We start from the raw sequence: 18876 nt of genomic DNA, 5'->3' as shown, positions 1-18876 counted from the left end.
ATTAAAGGTAAGGTTATGGCAATGGAAATTTCAAATTGGCACGAATTATTGAGTTTAGTTAATGTTGACAAAGATTTAAGCAAAGATAACGTAATTGAAAAAATACAAAATGAGCTGAAAAGATATTCAAAGGAATATGAAGAGTGGGAAAAGTCTGGCTTTGATATAAATTATGTGTTTAAAGATGGTGAAAAAGCGACTCTTTTGCACTTGGTGGCTTCCTTTAACCTAGAAAATATAGCGAAGGCTCTCATGGAAAAAAGGGCAAATGTTAATGAAAAAGATGTAAAAGGAGATACTCCTTTACATAATACTACTTATCTTGATAGTATAAACATAGCAAACGCTCTCATAGAAAAAGGTGCAGATGTTAATGCAATAAATATATGGAGAAGGACTCCTTTACACTATGCTGCTTTATTTCGCAGTATGGCCATAATAGATGCTCTTGTGGAAAGAGGTGTCAATGTTAATGCAGTAGATATGTGGGGAGAGACTCCTTTATACTATCTTAATTGTCAAGCAATTAAGAAAGGGTGGATTGCCGGTGGAGTAACTGCATTATTAGGTACTGCTATATCTATAGCACTTTTTACAGCCGGAGCAATTACAGCTGAGTTAATACCTATAGTGATAGCAGTAGTTGCAATGACAGCAACAGCACTAATAGTTGGCAATGCTATATATAAATTGTCAAAGCCTGATACTCAAGTTGATAAACCAATCTCAGCAAATCGACAGCAAGAAACTGCTAGCGATAGTAGGGTTGCCTAGCGATTCTGCCACAGTGTCAGCTGCTTCAATGATATCCATTTGTTCCTATAATTGTCTTTTCTTGGCTACCTTATTTTGCTATTCTGCTGAACAGAGACAAATTTACTTTCTTACTTCACTCACTAAAATTTTAATATGGCGTTTCTTTCCTGCAGATAATTTTATAAATGGCTGACCTTTAAAGCTTTCAGATTTTATTGTATAGTTAACATCGTTTATAGTATTATCATTAACTTTGCATCCATTGCCTTGTATTAAACGCTTTGCCGCACCTTTTGAAGGTTCAAAACCGGTGTCATACAGCAGGTCTATCAAGGGTATACCATTTGCAATTTGTTCTTTTGTAATAGTGTAACCAGAAAGCAATGAACTGTCTTCATTTTCAAAAGCAGAGATTGCAGCAGATCGTGCAAGTTCGGCTTCTTTGCAACCGTGACATATTTTCGTCACTTCTGTTGCCAAAACCTTTTTTGCTTCGTTTGTTTCTTGATCCTTCAAGGACTCTAGTTTTTTTATTTCATCAATTGATAAGTCGGTGAAAAGTCTCAAAAAACGGCCAACATCTCGATCATCAACATTGCGAAAATATTGCCAGTAGTCATAAGGATTTAGCATACTGCCATCAAGCCATATAGCTCCACTTTCAGTTTTGCCCATCTTTTTTCCTTGTGCATTTAGTAAAAGAGGCGTGGTAAGACCAAACAGCTCAGATAAATTCAACTTTTTGCCAAGTTCAATTCCATTTACTATATTTCCCCATTGGTCTGACCCTCCAATCTGGAGACGACAGCCATACTTTTTATTCAACTCGACAAAATCATAGGCTTGTAATAACATGTAGTTAAACTCGAGAAAGCTTAGATTTTGCTCCCTATCTAGCCTAATTTTCACACTATCAAAGCCTAACATGCGATTTACAGAAAAATGTGCACCTATATCACGCAAAAAATCTATGTATTTTATGTTATCTAGCCAATCTGCGTTATTTACTACCACTGCGCCAGTCTTTCCATCATCGAAAGATATCATTTTCTCGAGAGTTTTCTTTATAACTAGTATATTTTGTTTGATATCTTCTATCGGCAAGAAGCTTCTTGCTTTGTCTTTGCCAGAAGGGTCACCAATTTTTGTTGTACCACCTCCAAGTAGAACTATTGGTTTATAACCAAATTTTTGTAGGTGGCGGAGCATCATAATTTGAATGAGACTACCAATATGCAGACTTGGTGCAGTGCAATCAAACCCAATGTATGCAATTATATAATTATCTTGTGATAATAGCTGGTCTAACCCTTCAATGTTTGTACATTGATATAGGTATCCTCTTTCTTGAATGAAATTTAAAAACTCGGATTTATGTTTCATAATATGTTATTTTGTGTGTAAACGATGTTGTTAACGATGGCGTCATTCCAGTGCTTGACGCTGGAATCCAGTTTATTATGAAATTTCATCAAAAATGTTGTATAGTGTGCTCGTTTATGATTAAGTTTTCTAGATTCCAGTGTCAAGCACTGGAATGACACCACCAACTTCATAAGGGTTGCCTTCAAAATTACAACATTTGAGCAAGTGTATACCAGCTACCTGGATAATCAATTCCATAACTCTTCTATCTTATAATATTCTCTTACTTCTGGCCTGAATAGGTGAACCATTATACCTTGAAAATTCACAATCACCCAGTTACCTTCATCCATACCTTCTACATCTATTTTATCATATTGCTTGAGATTTTTCATCACTTGCTCAGCTAATGCTTTTACATGGCGGCTCGAATCACCGGATGCAATGATCATATATTTTGCAATGACAGTTTTATTCTGTACATCAAAAGTAACTATATCTTGACCTTTGTTTTGATCTATTACATCTACAATTGTATTTTTTATTGATTCTGTATCACCATTCATTATTCTAAATTATATAATTTATCTGTAATGATACACTCAAAATTTCTGAATATGAACTACTTTTGATATGTTTCTAGTGTAACGTTTATAATACATATATTTGTAATATATGATAGTTTTCTGATGGTATGATCATTTACTTAATCGGATTTCCGGGTAGTGGCAAACTTACGATTGCAAAAGAGCTGTGTAATATTATTGATGGGGTGATAGTAGACAATAACCTGTTTAATAATATTATATTTGATATGATTGATTTCAGAAACGCTGAGGTTACAAGTGAAATATGGGAAAAAATTTTTGTGATTAGAGAGAATATGTTAGCAATATTGGAAAAATACCATATAGAATCAAAGCATTATATATTTACAAACGAATTGATAAAAGGTGATTCCTATGATCAAAGAGTATACAACTTAGTGGTGAATTTAAGTAAAAAAATGAATGTGGAGATTCTCCCTGTGGTGTTATATTGTAATAGTGGAGAACTAGTAAAGCGCGTTCAATTAAAGGAAAGAGAGCAGGAGAGAAAAATTACTGATTCAGATTTTGCTATGAGAAGAATTAAAGGAAAGAAACTATTTGTGCCTCAAGGTTCACTTGAAATTGATAACTCAAACCTAAGCACGAAGGAAGTTGCAAAAAAAAATTGTTGAAAGAATGAATGGTAAAAAAGTAGTTGAAACTTCTATGATAGATAATTTAGTAACAGAGAATATTTGTGGTTAGCCAGGAGAAAGAGTATCGCCCTTGTGTTGGCATAATGCTATTTAACAAACAGGGGAATATTTTTATTGGAAAACGCTTTGATAGTGACTCTTATTGGCAGATGCCGCAAGGGGGAGTTGACGATGGTGAAGAGCTAGAGCAGGCAGCGCTACGTGAGCTATTGGAAGAAGTTGGTACTGATAAAGCAGAAATTGTGGCTAAAAATAAAGAGTGGATACACTATAACTTACCTGAGGAAGTTATACCAACATGCTGGAATGGGAGATATTCTGGCCAAAAGCAAAGATGGTTCTTAATGAAATTTTGTGGGGAGGATAAGGATATTAATATTAACTATACTGATCATCCAGAGTTCAAAGAGTGGCGTTGGCAAAATGTGGATGATTTGGTAGCCAGTGCCATACCGTTCAAAAAAGAAGTTTATAAAAAAGTGATAGAAGAGTTTTCTTCTATCATAAAAGGATCTATTTATGATAGTTGATTCTCATTGTCATCTAATTTATTTTTCTGATGATGAAATACCAAAGGTAATTTCAAGAGCAGAGCAAAATGGTGTGAGAATTTTGCATAACATATGTATAAGCATTAATGATATCCCTAAATTATTAAAAATCTCTTCATCCTATGATCAAGTCTACTGCTCCGTTGGTATACATCCGCTTGATACTACTGTGGAAAAAGGTGAGTGTATACGTGTTGGTGAATTAGTTGAATTTACTAAGGGTCAAAAGGTAATTAGTATCGGTGAAACTGGATTAGATTTTTATAAATCTGATAACAAAAGCAATCAAAAAAAAAGTTTTGCATCACACATAGAAGCGGCAAAAGTAACAGGATTACCTTTAGTTATTCATACTAGAAGTGCTGATAGTGAGATGATTGATATGTTAAATTCAGAAATGAAGAAGGACGCTTTTAGTGGAGTAATGCATTGCTTTGCTTCTTCTAAAGAGCTTGCTTATAAGGCTATGGACTTGGGATTATACATTTCATTTTCTGGAATTATTACTTTTAAAAATGCGAACTTACTAAGAGAAATTGCACAAAATGTGCCACGTGAGCGTGTTTTAGTTGAAACTGATGCACCTTATCTATCTCCTGAGCCTTACAGAGGAAGAAAAAATGAACCGGCAATGGTGAAATACGTTGTGAATTGTTTAGCGAAATTATGGAATGAATCGCCAGAAGAAGTAGCAAAAATAACTACAAATAATTTTTTTAGACTGTTTTCGAAGCTTGAGCTCAAAGAAATTCTATAGGGCAATTAATTTAGCTGACAGAGCTCTTTTACTGCACTTACAGATTTATAAAACATCTCTTGTTCACTATCGTTCATTTTAACTTCTAGAACTTTCTCAACTCCATTTTTGCCAATAATAGTAGGAACACCAATGAATAAGTCTTTCACACCATATTCACCATTAAGATAAGCAGCGCATGGTAATATACGCCTTTTATCTTTTAAGTATGATTCTAGCATGCTTATGGCTGAAGATGCAGGAGCATAGTATGCAGATCCAGATTTAAGTAGATCAATTATTTCTTTTCCACCATTACGAGTGCGCTCAACTATTTCATCAACTTTTCCTCGCGTAATCAAACCCATCTCAATGATTTGGGTAAGTGGAATGCCAGCAATTGAAGCATAATTGATTAGTGGTACCATAGTGTCACCATGTCCTCCAAGCACAAAAGCAGATACGTCTTCGACAGAAATATTTAACTCACTTGCAAGAAAATAACGAAAACGAGCAGAGTCAAGCACTCCTGCCATACCAATAATCATATTAGTTGGCAGGCTTGAAGATTTGTATACTACTGAAACCATAGCATCTAAAGGATTGGTAACCACTATTACAAATGCGTTTGGAGAATGTTTTTTAATATTTTCCCCAATCTCTTTCATTACTGCAGCATTAGTTTGCAGAAGGTCATCTCTGCTCATTCCAGGTTTTCTGGCAATGCCAGCAGTTATTATAATTGCGTCAGAGTTTTTTATATCTTCATACCTATTTGTACCAGTAATATTGACATTAGATCGATCAATAGGAGATGATTCTGTAATGTCAAGCGCTTTACCTTGTGGTATTCCATTGCTGACATCAAGCAAAATAACATCTCCTAGCTCTCTTAGTGCAATCATATGGGCAAGAGTCCCACCGATATTTCCTGCACCAATCAAAGATATTTTTTTTCTTTGTGCTGTCATTTTCTACTCCTTTATATTTACTTTTGTGGCTTTACTACCTTCCCAAGGGGATAAGCTGTCAAACATACGAAAATCTTGTGGTAAGTCTATAGTATTATATACAACCTTTTTTGCCTCTATATCGTATCTTACTTCCTCGTAGCCAGTGAGAGGAAAATCTTTTAACATTGGATGACCTTTGAATCCATAATCCGTTAAAATCCTACGTAAATCTGGGTGATCAGAAAACTCTATTCCATACATATCAAATACTTCACGCTCAAACCACGAAGCTGCGTTAAATATCTTTGCTACACTTAGAGGTATATCACCTTCGCATAACTGAAGCTTTATGTGTACTCTGATATTGTGTACAACGCTGAGCAAATTGTATATTAGCTCGAAACGTTTTTCTCTATCTGGGTAATCAACTCCAAAAACGTCAACTAATAATTCAAGCCTACACTTTTCATCATCACGTAGAAAGAGTAAGTGATTTTCAATTTCATTCAAAGCTGAATATATTACAATAGTGCCATCATTTTTCTGAATACATTCACATTTAGTCTTTTTTTGTATGTATTTTGCAGTTTTATCCATGCTATATATTCTTAGTTCGTTTTATTTTATTTTGTAGACATAGCATTCCATATAGTAACGCCTCAGCAGTTGGAGGGCATCCAGGAACATATACATCAACTGGTACAATTCTGTCGCAACCACGGACTACTGAGTAAGAATAATGATAATAGCCACCGCCATTTGCACAACTTCCCATAGAAACGACGTATTTGGGGTCCGCCATTTGATCATAAACTTTACGCAATGCTGCTGCCATTTTATTAGTTAACGTGCCAGCAACAATCATAACATCTGCTTGCCTTGGGCTTGCACGAAAGATTATTCCATATCTATCAAGATCATAACGACTGGATGCAGTGTGCATCATCTCTACTGCGCAACATGCAAGACCAAATGTCATTGGCCACAATGAACCAGACCTTGCCCAGTTCATTATATAATCTATTAAATCGCCAAATTTAGTGATAAGAAAACCTTCTTTTTTGTAACGATTCCAGTCGCCATTAGATAAATTTACTTCCATTCCAACGCACCTTTACACCACTCATAAATAAAGCCTATAGTAAGTATTGCAAGGAATATCATCATAGACCAAAATCCGCAATAGCTTATTTTAGATAAAGAAACGGCCCAAGGGAAAAGAAAAGCAATTTCTAAATCGAATATTATGAACAATATTGCAACTAAGTAAAATTTTATGTCGAAACTTTTTCTGGCTCTTGATAAAGGATTAAAGCCACACTCATATGTAGAAAGCTTTTCACCATCTGGGTTACTGACTGCAAGAAACATAGGTAATACACCTAAAGTAAAGGATACTACAATTGATACACAGATAAAAATTAATATGGTTAAATATTCACTCATTTAAAAAACATATAACACTATGAATTTACATGCTTTCCTAATCTTTTACCACCTAAAATATGTATGTGAAAGTGCGGTATAACTTGCTCTCCATCTTTACCGTGATTAGTAACTAATCTATATCCTGTTTTTTCTAAGTTATATTTATGTGCTATTTCTCTAACAGTTTTAAAAAAACTTACTATTTCCTCTTCGGAAGCTTTCAGAACAAAATCATCATATGAAACGTATTGAGCTTTTGGTATAACTAGAATATGAACTGGTGCATCAGGATACTTATCACGAAAAGCTAGCACATTTTCATTTTTGTGTATTTCCTCATAAGACAACTCACCTCTTAATATCTTAGCAAAGATATTAGTGTCATCATAAGCTGTACTACCCATACTTTATTAAATTCCTGGTCCTCTTCTATTTTGCTTATGATTTGGTGTAGAAGGTGGGCTTATTGCTGCTTCGCTAGAAGCATCTTCAAGACTTGAAACGTCTTTTAGCTGTATATCTTGTCTACGTAAAACAGACCCATAGTCCATTTGGTGTCTTTTTGAAAACGTTTCTATTCTATTTGCCCTTCTTGCAGCAATAACTTCTGGTTGTAAATGATACATATCTCCAGGAATAGTTAGGCTATGATACCTTTCCTCTATTTTAACTTCTTTCATAACACTCTCCATAATTTATTTCCCCCTACCTCTTATGCTTTCGCAACTTTCAAAATCTTGTTTAATAGCTTTTTGCCAATTATTTAGAATTTTCTCTGATGACTTTTCTTTATCCATGGGCCTTACAACTTCCTTTGAATGCTGCTTTTTACTATCGTATCCACTATACAACTTTTCTGCAATATCATACAGCAACTTTCGGTCTGTGTGAACTTTAAACTCTCCACCAGTAATTTTTGCCAAATTTTTGAGATCACAATCAATTTTATTATAAATTCCTTCAAGAGCGTACTTTTTCATTACTTTTTCATCTATACCTGGATTTTTATCTTTTATTTCTTGAATAATCTTTTCAACATCAACTTCAATTACAATTTTGTTTTCTTCTCTAAAAATAGTTATATTTGGCAGATCTTTCCTTATTTTATCTAATTTCTCTGGACTCAAGTAAGGTATATCCCCCGTTAAAGTTCTTGACGCTAAAAAACTCACCTTACCTTTTTCTTGTTTTGTTATTTGTATGCCAAGGTACTTACTAGCTTCTGTGGTTTTTATAGGTGGGTCATATTTCTCTTCTTCTTTAGGTACATCACTCACAGCCTTTTTTAATGAAACTTTAGCATCATGCTTCATTTCATCAATTGAAGCAAACGGTTTCTTTATAGGATAAATAAGTGCTTTAGGCACAAGAAAAAACACGCCTTTTATTCTAGCCAAAATAGACTTTTTATTTAACTCATCTTTTGCCATACATACCTCCAAGTCACTTTCTACAATCAGATAGTAAAATACACCCAATTATAGACGAAAACATTTAAGCTTGTATATTTATTATAAGATGAAATTATAGAGATAGCAATCATTATTTGTACATTACCAAAGTATGTAGTATTTTTGCTGCTTTTCTTGTTCAAATTACCTTTAAAGATAAATTATGTTAAAATGGAACGCAAATAATATTATCGATGCTACTGGTGGAAGAGGGGAGGGTGTTTGTAATTCGGTGTATAGCTCAAATATTTCAACGGATACAAGAAGCATAAAAAAAGGTGATTTATTTATTGCTCTCAAGGGAAAGAAATTTGATGGGCATGATTTTCTACATGAAGCATTTTTAAAAGGAGCTGTTGCTGCGGTAGTAAGCGAAGATAAATATAGAAATTTTCCTCTAATTATTGTGCAAGATACTCTAAAAGCTTTGCATAATATGGCATCATATTGCATTAGAAATATTCTTGTTAATGCTAAAGTTATCACAATTACAGGTAGTGTTGGGAAAACCACTACAAAAGATATGCTTAACACTGTTTTGTTGCATTATGGAGTATCTCATGTAAATGAAGGTAACTTGAATAATAATATAGGATTGCCTTTTACGATTCTAAAAGCGCCAGAAGACTGTCAGTATTTAATCCTTGAAATAGGAATGAGTAGAGCTGGTGAAATAAAAGAGTTATCGGAGATTAGCAATCCGGATATTGCAGTTATTACCAACATTGAACCTGCGCATGTTGAAAATTTTTCATCTCTACTTGATATTGCGCAAGCGAAATTAGAAATTCTACATGGTATGAAAAATAATGGTACTTTGGTTTTGAATAAGGATAATGAACATTATGATTATCTCTTATCAAATGCTAACAGAAATGTAGTAAGCTTTGGTAAGAATGAAAGTGCTACTGTTTGTTTGTTAGACCTAATAAGAGACGATAACGGTCTAAATTTAAAAATCAAACTGAACAGTGGTCAAATTATGAACTGTAATTTACCTGTAAAAGGCGAACATTTTGCATACTCTGCATTAGTTGTTACAGCAGTTTTGCAAAGTCTCGAACTTGATTTATCTAAATTACCACTAGCACTTGAGAATTTTACTGTAACAGAAGGTAGAGGTAATGTTCATCAAGCTAAATACAATGGAAAATTAGTACATTTGATTAACGACTCCTATAATGCTAACCCTACTTCAATGAAGGCTGCAATAAGAACTTTAGGTACATATTCTAATTTAAGAAAAGTGGCACTACTTGGCGATATGTTAGGACTTGGTAATGAAAGCATAGTATTTCATACAGAATTGCTTGACTCTATAGTAGAACAAAATGTGAATAAAGTTCATACAGTTGGTAAATTTATGTTAGAATTGAATAAACTTTTACCGGAGAATATAAAAGGCATGCATTTCGATGATTCTAACCAATTGAAAAGTAATTTAGCTAATATTGTTCAAGGTAATGATGTAATTTTAGTTAAAGGTTCTCATGGAATGAGAATGGACCTTATAGTGCAGGAATTCACAATAGAATATTAAATAAAACTATTGTATTAATTTAAAGTTAAGTTATTGGAAGTTTTAACTGTGATAAAACGTATAGTTATTTTTGGTGGAACGGGATTTATAGGAAAACACATCGTAAGACGCTTGGCAGCGGCGGGGTATTTAATAAGAATATTTACTCGTGATCAGGAAAAAGCTGCTTGTCTGAAGTTATGTGGAAATTTAGGACAAATATCAATAATTGAAGGAGATTTTTTTAATGAAAAATCAATTTTAGAAAGTATGGAGGGGTGTGATGTTGTTATAAATTTAGTAGGAATATTATATGAAAAAAGAAAATACGATTTCTATGACGTTCATGTTGGAGTAGCTGAAAGAATAGCAAAAGCTGCGCAAATAAAAAGTGTATACATGATGATACATTTTTCTGCCATGGGAATAGAAAATAGGAAGCTGTCAAGATACGCCCACAGTAAATTAGAAGGTGAAAAAGCTGTAACTTTAGCATTTCAGGGAGCAATAATAATTAAGCCAAGTCTTGTATTCGGTAAAGAAGATAGTTTCTTCAATAAATTTGCAAGATTAGCAACAATTCTTCCTTTTTTGCCGTTAATCGGTAGTGGAATAACGAAGTTTCAGCCGATATGTGTAACAAACTTAGCTGAAGTGGTATACCGTATTATCAGCTTTAATAAGCAAGATAAAAAAATTTATAATATAGGTGGACCAAAAGTTTACTCTTTTAAAAGCTTATTAAAGTTTATTCTGAATGTGACTAACAGAAAGTGTCTACTGATCAATGTACCTTTTCCAATGGCAAGATTGATAGCCTTTTTCTTAGAAAGTAAAGTTGTTTCTGTGCTGTTAAAACCTATAACCGGAGATGCAAGCCCTATACTTACTCGAGATCAGGTGAAAGTTATGATGAGTAGTTCAATCGAAAAGTCAGATGATCTCGGAACAATGAAAATTAGACCACTAGCAATTGAAAATGTGGTACCAGAATACTTGAAAATTTATAGAAAGCATTGATAGAAGAATGTGCCCGGTAGGATTCGAACCTACGACCCACAGCTTAGAAGGCTGTTGCTCTATCCAACTGAGCTACGGGCACACATCATATATAAAATGCTTCTTAGTACACGTGAAGTCAAGTATTTCTTGTGAATATAATGTTTGTGATAATATCTCAAAACTTTGTCAGTACAGCATGTAACGATAAAACTGAGAAAAAAGAAGCGTGGGTAATAGGAAGTCTAATAGCGCAGTAACACAGAACCCCAGGTCAGGCCTGCACCTATTGAAATCAGCAGTACCAGATTTCCTGATTTTATTTTTGATTCTTGTATTGCATAGTCTAAGGCCAGTGGAATTGATGCTGCTGAGGTGTTTGCATGCTTATCAACGGTATTAATCACTTTCTCTATAGGAAAATCTAATTTCTTTACTACTGCTTCAATAATACGAATGTTTGCTTGATGGGGAATTAACCAGTCAATATCAGTAATCTTCAAACTATTACATTTTAGAGTTTCCTCTACTGAGGCTGTTAATTTCTCTACTGCATGTTTAAACACTTCTCTTCCATTCATAAGTATCTTTCCAGAATCACGAGTAGAGGATATTCCTCCGTTTGTACATAATAAGTCCACATTGCCATCAGAGTGTAGGTTTGTTGATATAATGCTACTGCTACTCATTTCTGATTTCATTATCACTGCACCAGCACCATCACCAAAGAGTACACAAGTTGACCTATCTTCCCAATCAACAATCCTAGACATTATTTCAGCACCAATAACAAGCGCGTATTTAATTCTATCGTTAGACTTTATAAGTGAATCAGCAACTGTAACTGCATATATAAAACCAGAGCATGCCGCCTGTACATCAAAAGCAAATGCGTTTTTACACTTTAATTTACTTTGTATAATCGTTGCACAGCTAGGAAAAGTTTTGTCAGGTGTTGTTGTTGCAACTATGATCAAACCAATTTCATCTATTGAAATTTTCGCTTTTTCTATAGCATTTTTTGCTGCATTAACAGCTAGATCTGACGTTAATTCTTCTTCATCTGCTATATGTCTTTGAACTATTCCTGTTCTTTGCCTTATCCATTCATCGTTTGTTTCAACTATCGATGCAATTTCGTTATTACTCAAAATTTTTTTTGGTAGGTAAGAACCAGTGCTTAATATGAAACTTTTATTCAATATGACTTACCCCGTTAATTATCTTCTGGTTTAAATTTTCACTGATTGCATTTACTGCAAATTTTATAGCGTGAGCAAAAGAAATAGCATCAGAATTTCCGTGGCTCTTTATAATGATACCATTTAGCCCTAAAAACATAGCTCCACTTCTAATTTTAGGATTAAAACGTTCTAATGCTTTATTTAGCTTGGGTTTCAACAATATGCCGACAAGCATTTTTGTCATCCATGAATTAAATACTTCCTGTTTTATTAGACTGATAAAAGTACCAGCAGTTGCCTCAGCTGTCTTGAGCATTACATTACCAACAAAACCATCAGCAACAATTACGTCTATATTACCATCTAAAAATTCACTTGCCTCTATATATCCTTTGAAGTTAATACTTGGAGCATTTTTGAGTAACTCAAAAGCTCCTCTTACTGAGTCAGTACCTTTCACTTCTTCTGTACCAATGTTTAGCAAAGCGACTTCAGGATTTTCAACTTTTAATGCTATTTTTGCAAATATACTCCCCATTAATGCAAATTGAAATAATGAGTCAGTATTACAGTCAACATTTGCACCAAGATCAAGCAATGCAAAGCTTTTTGTCTTAGTTGGACAGACAGATGCAATAGCAGGACGATAGATATTGGGTAATGTTCCTAAAATAAATCTGGAGATAGCCATCAATGCTCCAGTGTTGCCTGAAGACACCATCCCAAAAGCTTTACCTTTTTTCACTGCTTCAACAGCTGCCTTCATACTTGAATCTTTGCGATGTCTAAGTGCAAAAGAGGGTTTATCATTTGGGAGAACATTATCAGAGCAATGGGTAAATTCGGAGTTATCGCTTACTTTTTTGTATTTTGAAAGCAAAGGAGATATTTCTTTCTGATCTCCATAAATATGAAAAAAAACTTCAACACCTGGGTCAACAAGATTATCCAAGAAAAAACTAGCACCCTGAATTACGGAGAGAGGTGCAAAATCCCCTCCCATAGCATCAAGTGCGATAACTATGTTGTTGTTGACCGTGGGTAACATATCATGAGTTACTCCGCCTTTTGTTTAATGAAAACACGTTTTCCTTTGTAACTATTGTCAACTGCTATGTTGTGAGGCAACATGAATTCTCCAGTTGTTGCACATACCACAATATTCTTAGGCTTAATAGCATGATGAGAACGATGCATATTACGCCTTGACTTTGACTTTTTTCTCTTTGGAACTGCCAAAACTTACTCCAATTCAACTATATAACACAATTTATTAGTAGCATGTTTTTTACAAGAAGTAAATAGCGAAATAAGTAAGGTTTTCTTATACAATTCAGTCTTATAAACTTAAACTCAAGCATTTTGATCAAAGTATATTGAACTTAAGACATATCTTGACTATACTCTGGCGAAGTTAATAAAAATTTTAATAAAATCAGTAAAACTAATTTTAGCTAAGATAAATGTAAAGTGAGTTCCTTTAATATAGACAGCGTTAGAATAATCGGTAGATGCTTTATGAACTTTCTGTTGAGGATTGGTAACGCATTTGTATTTTTTATTCAATCTCTATACCACTGCTTTATTCCTCCATATTATTTTAGCAATGTGGCAAGACAAATTATAGAGATAGGCTTTTTCTCTTTGCCAATTGTTGGGCTCACTGGAGTTTTTATAGGAGTAGTGATAGTTTTACAGAGTAGCTTAAGTGGTATATTGATTAATCAAGAACAAGTAGTACCTAAACTTGTTACGATCACTATCATTAAAGAGTTAGGGCCAGTTTTGATCAGCTTAATAATGGTAGGAAAGGTTGGGTCCTCAATTGCAGCAGAAATTGGCACGATGCGCATCACTGAACAAATAGATGCACTTACAACTTTGGACATCAATCCTTTCAAATATTTAATTGTACCAAGAATTCTAGCGTCAGTTATAGTATTTCCAATACTTACAGTATGTGCAGATCTAATAGGAATATTTGGAGGCTATGTCACCGCAGTCTTTGAATTTAACCACAATTTAAATATATACATAAAATATACAGCTCAATTCTTTAATATGTACGATTTTATTGTTGGGCTAATGAAAGCGACTGCTTTTGGCGCCATAATTTCTGTTTCAAGTTGTTATTACGGTTACCATTGTAGGGAAGGTGCACGAGGAGTAGGTATTGCAACAACATCAACTGTTGTTATATCCTCTATATTGATAATTTTAGCAAATTACTTGATTACTTTAATACATGCATAGCCCCATAATATCAATATTGAATCTAAGCTTATCCTTTGATGATAGAACGATATTAAACAACATAACTTTCAATATATCGAAAGGAGAATCATTAGTCATACTTGGCGGCTCAGGAAGTGGTAAATCTGTATTAACAAAAATAATTATTGGATTACTGACACCAGACTCAGGGTCTATTAAAATAAATAGTAAAAGCAAAAATAAATTTGGAGTCTTATTTCAAAATTCCGCTTTGTTTGACTACGTTACAGTGTGGGAAAATATATCTTTTAATTATAAAAAACGCTTTAATATCAACATAAAGGAGGCAAAACGCCTAGCAATCGAGAAGTTAAATGACGTTGGACTGGAAGCAAACATAGCAGACATGTTTCCAGTAGAACTATCAGGTGGAATGAAGAAAAGAGTGGCACTTGCAAGAGCAATTGCACACAACCCAGAAATTATTGTATTGGATGAGCCAACTTCAGGATTAGACCCAATCATGTCAGATGTAGTAAACGAGATAATAATAAAATTATCTCAAGATCTTCGTCCTACAATTATCACGATTACACATGATATTCATAGTGCATTTAAAATAGCTGACAAAATAGCAGTATTATATGAAGGGGAGATCATTTTTCACGGAATTGTTCAGGAAATACAAAATACTAATAACGAATATATAAAAAAGTTCATTTATTGTATATAGCTACAGGTTTACAAACGATATTGTGGATGCTGTAACTAGCCTAACTTGAGATATCGATAACCTTCGGTCTGTTACTAGTGTAGTGCTACGGTGGTATAGTGTGTTAGCTATAAAACAGCGCATTAAATATAGATAAAGTAACTTGTATCAATTTTTATTATCATGCCAATTCCAACTGAAGAAATTTATTGAATTTATTACTTCACGCTAAAATAATATACTTTACTATTCAACAGCAATTACAACTGATGATTTTATTTCATTCCACTACCTGCTGACTTACTTTCTGCTTAGCATATCCATCAAATCAGATTCTTTAAGTTTACTATGGTCAATTTTACTGAACTTATTCACCATAGAGCTCATTTGATTATACTGCTTAATTAGAAGATTAACGTCAGTTACACTTGTTCCGGACCCCTTAGAAATTCTAAGTCTTCTTTTGCCATTTAAAATATCTGGATTTTGCCTTTCTTTTTCGGTCATTGAGTTTATGATGGCTATATATTTTTTCACTTTATTGTCATCTGGCACACTGCTACTTAGCTTTTTTGTGAATGAACTAGGGATGAATTTCATTATGTTGCTAATGCCATCCATTTTACTCAGAGTTTTTAACATTCCCACTAGGTCGTTTAGGTCGAATTTACCCTTTTTTACTTTCTTTTGTAACTTATCAATTTCTTCCTGACCAACAATCTCAGCAGCTTTTTCAACCAATGATACAACATCACCCATGCTAAGTATCCTTTTTGCAATTCTATCGGGATAAAAATCATCGAGGTCACTTAATTTTTCACCACAAGCAATAAATTTAATTGGACAATTGGCGATCATTTTCATAGAAAGAGCAGCACCACCACGTGCATCACCATCAACACGGGTGAGAATAATGCCGGTTACACCTATTACCTCATTGAATGATTTGGCAATATTGACCGTATCCTGGCCTATCATTGCGTCGGCTACTAAAATAACTTCTGTAGGTGAAGCTATTTCCTTTACGACTTTCAACTCATTCATCATATTATTGTCAATATGAAGCCTGCCTGCGGTGTCTAGTATTAATACATCATAATTATCGTTCTTTGCTGCTGCTAGTGCCCTTTTTGTAATTGCAATAGGCCCTTCATTTCTTACTATAGATAAAGTTTGTACGTCTATTTGTTTACCCAGCACCTCAAGTTGTTTCTGGGCAGCAGGCCTATAAATGTCTAAAGAGGCAAGCATCACTTTTTTCTTTTGCTTTTTTAGTTTTAAAGCAAGCTTTCCTGAGGTAGTTGTTTTACCTGCACCTTGTAAGCCCACCATCATAATCACAGCAGGGGGTTTAGTTGCTAGGTTTAAGTCGCTTTTCTCTGATCCGAGAACTGCAACTAAATTATCCTGCACAATTTTGATTATCATTTGCGCTGGGGAAACACTTTTTATGACTTTTCCCCCGATCACTTTATCTTTAATGTCATTGATGAATTTTTTCGCAACTTCAAGTGAAACGTCAGCTTCAATTAAAGCTATACGTATTTCACGCATGGCAAGATTAAAATCATCTTCAGAAATGATTGACTTTCCTCTCAGTTTACTAAATACGGAATTTAAACTTTCGGTTAACGATTTAAACATAATAGCATTAGTAGAATACTCATTAAAAAGAGAGAAGAAACTGAAACAAAACTCACTGAGTTATAACTCAACACTTCTTTAAGTTTGGTAATATTATTAAAGTATAAACTAGTAAGTGAATTAGTCAAGTTTTGCAGTACATTGGCAGACATTTCTCTCACTTTAAGGACCAGTTGATTGAACAGCAAGACAATATAGGGTATGAAAGCTCTAAAAGTCCAATCAACATCCATTTTAAAATTTACTCTCGGGTAAAATAACTTGCGTAAAGGAATAAACAATAAAGTGGTACATAGTAATAAATTAAATTGCGACAAAATATTTTTTGTGTTGTACACAAAATCGAAAATCGAAGGTTTATTGTAAATAGGTAAGTAAGGATTGCCAGCGATTACGCATATAAATGCTAAAATAATCATAGTCATTTTGCCTCCCCTCTCTGCTAAAGGTTTTGACTTACTTTTTGCAATAAATAAGTAATAAAGAAACTTTAGCCCCACGCTTAAATGAAGCAGCAAATTTAGAAGCTTATATAAATTTTTATACCCTTTTAAGGCAACAGTGTTCATTTCAATTTCAGCTGTGATATATGATTTACTGATAAATCCAACGGTTCCAGGAAATGCAGCCATTGTAAGTATTGCGATTATAGCACACATGCCTTCCACTGACATCAGTTTACCCACTCCATTAAAACTAATTGTTTTTGTTTGTAAAATAATCGAATTACTGACCACAAACAATAATGATTGATAAACAAGAGAGAAGATTATATGCAGTATCAAAATTGGTATTGCTTTTTCCGAAGGACTGAGCAAACTTCCTGCAATAATCAGCAAGCCCATTTGTCCTACAACGTTATAGCATAAAAATCTTCGAATATTTTGCTCAAGAGAAGCAAATATAATGCTGTAAATTGCAGTGATGGCGCCTACAAGCGCTAATATTTCAGTACAATCTTGCCATAGGTTATAAGTGTGTAAAAGCATCACTAAAAAAGAGACTTTAGTGGTAAATAAAGAGAGATATGTGGTGCCATGTAGCGATGCAGCAGGATATGCATCAACAATCCAAAACGAAAAAGGAAAACAAGCGCAGTTTATCAATAAACCCAAAATCATCAGGTTAGTGCTTTGAAGTGCCAATCCTGCTATTAATATAACTCCAACGAAAAAGTGTACACAAGCGTACCTTATTGTAGGTCCACTATCTCTACAGCCAGCTGCGATAGTAAAAAATGCACTGACAGTCATTAATTCACAGAATATTATAACCAATATCATATGTTCAGATAAAACTGCATAAAGTGAACTAATAGTGTAAGCAGCAAAAGATAGCATCTCTGAAAAAGTCAAATTTTGTGCTGGTAGAACAGCTAAAAATGCAACTGATAAAAAAGATATTAGTACGATACGAAAAGATAAATCAAAATTTAGAACTGGATGAGAGCAATTCAGTGTAGTACCTAAATTTTCAGGTAATATTAGGACTATCACTATTAATGTAGTCAATAGAAGTAGCAATAAAAATTTATAAAGTTGCACAATGATGTAAAATAGTATGGTTTATGCTACCTCAACATACAAATAAAATCAATTTGCATATTAACCACTAGTTAAGCTAATTACCATATAATTATATCAGGGTTTAGAAGGTTATAGAGAAACCGGTCAGATTAGGTTTTTAATCTAATCTGACCGATAGCTTTAATAGTGAGGTAAGCTTTAATATAGCACTCCTAATTCACTGTGCTACACTCGTGCATAATTTATTTTTAATTTGTGCACGAGCGTTAGTAAATTATTTACTTTTTGAAATAAAGTTTGGCATCACTTTAATATCTAGAACTTCATTAAGTCTGTCAGTTGAGAGTTATTTACTCGCTTTCTCTTCAGTATTTGCATAAATATAATGGAGCTGCCAGTTTTTAATGCACTCATTCGACTTTTATGCTCTTCGCAATATCTGATTCTATTAAAGAATTCTTCGTTAATTTAGTTTTTTATGTTTTTTGGATAATGATATAGATAGGTTCCGCTAACACGTAGTGGAATATTAAATTGTTTATCTATAGATCCCTGTATCAAGCACTGTAATGACGGCATTCGAGTAGAGATA

The 18876-nt window shown here is 33.9% G+C and carries 22 protein-coding genes and 1 tRNA gene; 8 read left to right on the top strand and 15 right to left on the bottom strand.

From position 1 onward, the window contains the following. Positions 1–21: 21 nt before the first annotated feature. Positions 22–774 carry an ankyrin repeat domain-containing protein gene (locus tag AAGD63_RS04895; protein ID WP_341813801.1) on the top strand — a complete coding sequence of 251 codons (753 nt, stop codon included), beginning with the start codon at positions 22–24 and terminating at the stop codon, positions 772–774. Positions 775–876: 102 nt separating this feature from the next. On the opposite strand, the gene tyrS is transcribed toward AAGD63_RS04895, so the two are convergent. Next, entirely contained in the window at positions 877–2139 is a 1263-nt protein-coding gene (gene tyrS, locus AAGD63_RS04890; protein WP_341813228.1) for a tyrosine--tRNA ligase, read from the bottom strand. A gap of 230 nt (positions 2140–2369) precedes the next feature. Continuing rightward, a complete protein-coding gene (rsfS, locus tag AAGD63_RS04885; RefSeq protein ID WP_064085463.1) occupies positions 2370–2687 on the bottom strand; it encodes a ribosome silencing factor in 318 nt (105 codons plus the stop codon). Between the two features lie 128 nt (positions 2688–2815). Here rsfS and AAGD63_RS04880 point away from each other — a divergent pair, with 128 nt between their 5' ends. The 3 genes from AAGD63_RS04880 to AAGD63_RS04870 all read left to right on the top strand — a co-directional run bounded on the left by AAGD63_RS04880 (position 2816) and on the right by AAGD63_RS04870 (position 4675). Then, positions 2816–3343, top strand: a complete 528-nt coding sequence (locus AAGD63_RS04880) for a hypothetical protein (RefSeq protein ID WP_341813227.1) — start codon at positions 2816–2818, stop codon at positions 3341–3343. Positions 3344–3408: 65 nt separating this feature from the next. Then, positions 3409–3897, top strand: coding sequence for an RNA pyrophosphohydrolase (locus AAGD63_RS04875; RefSeq protein WP_264330814.1), 489 nt, complete (start codon positions 3409–3411; stop codon positions 3895–3897). After that, positions 3887–4675, top strand: a complete 789-nt coding sequence (locus AAGD63_RS04870) for a TatD family hydrolase (protein ID WP_341813226.1) — start codon at positions 3887–3889, stop codon at positions 4673–4675. The genes AAGD63_RS04875 and AAGD63_RS04870 overlap by 11 nt, the downstream gene beginning before the upstream one ends. 5 nt (positions 4676–4680) lie before the next feature. Here AAGD63_RS04870 and mdh read toward each other — a convergent pair whose 3' ends face one another. From mdh to AAGD63_RS04835, 7 genes are read right to left on the bottom strand one after another with little or no spacing between them, the layout of a single operon-like run. Then, complete coding sequence (gene mdh / locus AAGD63_RS04865; RefSeq protein ID WP_341813225.1) at positions 4681–5625, bottom strand: malate dehydrogenase; 945 nt, start codon at positions 5623–5625, stop codon at positions 4681–4683. 3 nt (positions 5626–5628) lie between these two features. Then, positions 5629–6204, bottom strand: a complete 576-nt coding sequence (locus tag AAGD63_RS04860; RefSeq protein ID WP_341813224.1) for an NADH-quinone oxidoreductase subunit C — start codon at positions 6202–6204, stop codon at positions 5629–5631. Position 6205: 1 nt separating this feature from the next. Beyond that, positions 6206–6709: a NuoB/complex I 20 kDa subunit family protein gene (locus AAGD63_RS04855; protein ID WP_264330817.1), complete on the bottom strand. Its 504-nt coding sequence runs from the start codon at positions 6707–6709 to the stop codon at positions 6206–6208. Then, a complete protein-coding gene (locus AAGD63_RS04850; RefSeq protein ID WP_006014410.1) occupies positions 6700–7053 on the bottom strand; it encodes an NADH-quinone oxidoreductase subunit A in 354 nt (117 codons plus the stop codon). The genes AAGD63_RS04855 and AAGD63_RS04850 overlap by 10 nt, the downstream gene beginning before the upstream one ends. 17 nt (positions 7054–7070) lie before the next feature. Next, on the bottom strand, positions 7071–7439 hold the full coding sequence (locus AAGD63_RS04845) for an HIT domain-containing protein (protein ID WP_006014413.1): 369 nt from the start codon (positions 7437–7439) through the stop codon (positions 7071–7073). 6 nt (positions 7440–7445) lie between these two features. Next, positions 7446–7727 (bottom strand): hypothetical protein, encoded by a 282-nt coding sequence (locus tag AAGD63_RS04840; protein ID WP_341813223.1) that lies wholly within the window; start codon positions 7725–7727, stop codon positions 7446–7448. Between the two features lie 3 nt (positions 7728–7730). Continuing rightward, entirely contained in the window at positions 7731–8465 is a 735-nt protein-coding gene (locus tag AAGD63_RS04835) for a hypothetical protein (RefSeq protein ID WP_341813222.1), read from the bottom strand. Positions 8466–8649: 184 nt separating this feature from the next. On the opposite strand from AAGD63_RS04835, the gene AAGD63_RS04830 reads away from it, so the two are divergent. Next, positions 8650–10026: a UDP-N-acetylmuramoyl-tripeptide--D-alanyl-D-alanine ligase gene (locus tag AAGD63_RS04830; RefSeq protein WP_341813221.1), complete on the top strand. Its 1377-nt coding sequence runs from the start codon at positions 8650–8652 to the stop codon at positions 10024–10026. Between the two features lie 48 nt (positions 10027–10074). Then, positions 10075–11025, top strand: a complete 951-nt coding sequence (locus AAGD63_RS04825; RefSeq protein WP_341813220.1) for a complex I NDUFA9 subunit family protein — start codon at positions 10075–10077, stop codon at positions 11023–11025. Positions 11026–11033: 8 nt separating this feature from the next. On the opposite strand, the gene AAGD63_RS04820 is transcribed toward AAGD63_RS04825, so the two are convergent. The 4 genes from AAGD63_RS04820 to rpmF form a co-directional block, all read right to left on the bottom strand. Then, a tRNA-Arg gene (locus AAGD63_RS04820) sits at positions 11034–11107 on the bottom strand. A gap of 142 nt (positions 11108–11249) precedes the next feature. After that, entirely contained in the window at positions 11250–12206 is a 957-nt protein-coding gene (locus AAGD63_RS04815; RefSeq protein ID WP_264330822.1) for a beta-ketoacyl-ACP synthase III, read from the bottom strand. Next, positions 12199–13236, bottom strand: coding sequence for a phosphate acyltransferase PlsX (plsX, locus tag AAGD63_RS04810; RefSeq protein WP_006014431.1), 1038 nt, complete (start codon positions 13234–13236; stop codon positions 12199–12201). The genes AAGD63_RS04815 and plsX overlap by 8 nt, the downstream gene beginning before the upstream one ends. A gap of 8 nt (positions 13237–13244) precedes the next feature. Then, on the bottom strand, positions 13245–13427 hold the full coding sequence (gene rpmF, locus AAGD63_RS04805; RefSeq protein ID WP_006014434.1) for a 50S ribosomal protein L32: 183 nt from the start codon (positions 13425–13427) through the stop codon (positions 13245–13247). A gap of 231 nt (positions 13428–13658) precedes the next feature. On the opposite strand from rpmF, the gene AAGD63_RS04800 reads away from it, so the two are divergent. Together AAGD63_RS04800 and AAGD63_RS04795 are read left to right on the top strand one after the other, a co-directional pair. Continuing rightward, the gene (locus AAGD63_RS04800) at positions 13659–14441 is read left to right on the top strand and encodes an ABC transporter permease (protein WP_341813219.1); all 783 of its coding nucleotides are present in this window, start codon (positions 13659–13661) and stop codon (positions 14439–14441) included. Then, a complete protein-coding gene (locus AAGD63_RS04795) occupies positions 14434–15135 on the top strand; it encodes an ABC transporter ATP-binding protein (protein WP_341813218.1) in 702 nt (233 codons plus the stop codon). The genes AAGD63_RS04800 and AAGD63_RS04795 overlap by 8 nt, the downstream gene beginning before the upstream one ends. Before the next feature lie 279 nt (positions 15136–15414). Here AAGD63_RS04795 and ffh read toward each other — a convergent pair whose 3' ends face one another. Together ffh and AAGD63_RS04785 are read right to left on the bottom strand one after the other, a co-directional pair. Continuing rightward, positions 15415–16758, bottom strand: a complete 1344-nt coding sequence (gene ffh / locus AAGD63_RS04790) for a signal recognition particle protein (protein ID WP_341813217.1) — start codon at positions 16756–16758, stop codon at positions 15415–15417. Further along, positions 16743–18302, bottom strand: coding sequence for a proton-conducting transporter membrane subunit (locus AAGD63_RS04785; protein WP_341813216.1), 1560 nt, complete (start codon positions 18300–18302; stop codon positions 16743–16745). The genes ffh and AAGD63_RS04785 overlap by 16 nt, the downstream gene beginning before the upstream one ends. Positions 18303–18876 lie beyond the last annotated feature (574 nt).

The organism is Wolbachia endosymbiont (group B) of Germaria angustata, from assembly GCF_964026725.1.
GTDB classification, from domain to species: Bacteria; Pseudomonadota; Alphaproteobacteria; order Rickettsiales; family Anaplasmataceae; genus Wolbachia; species Wolbachia pipientis_C.
The sequence above is the reverse complement of the archived record's forward strand: the minus strand, read 5'-3'. Positions and strand labels throughout refer to the sequence as shown.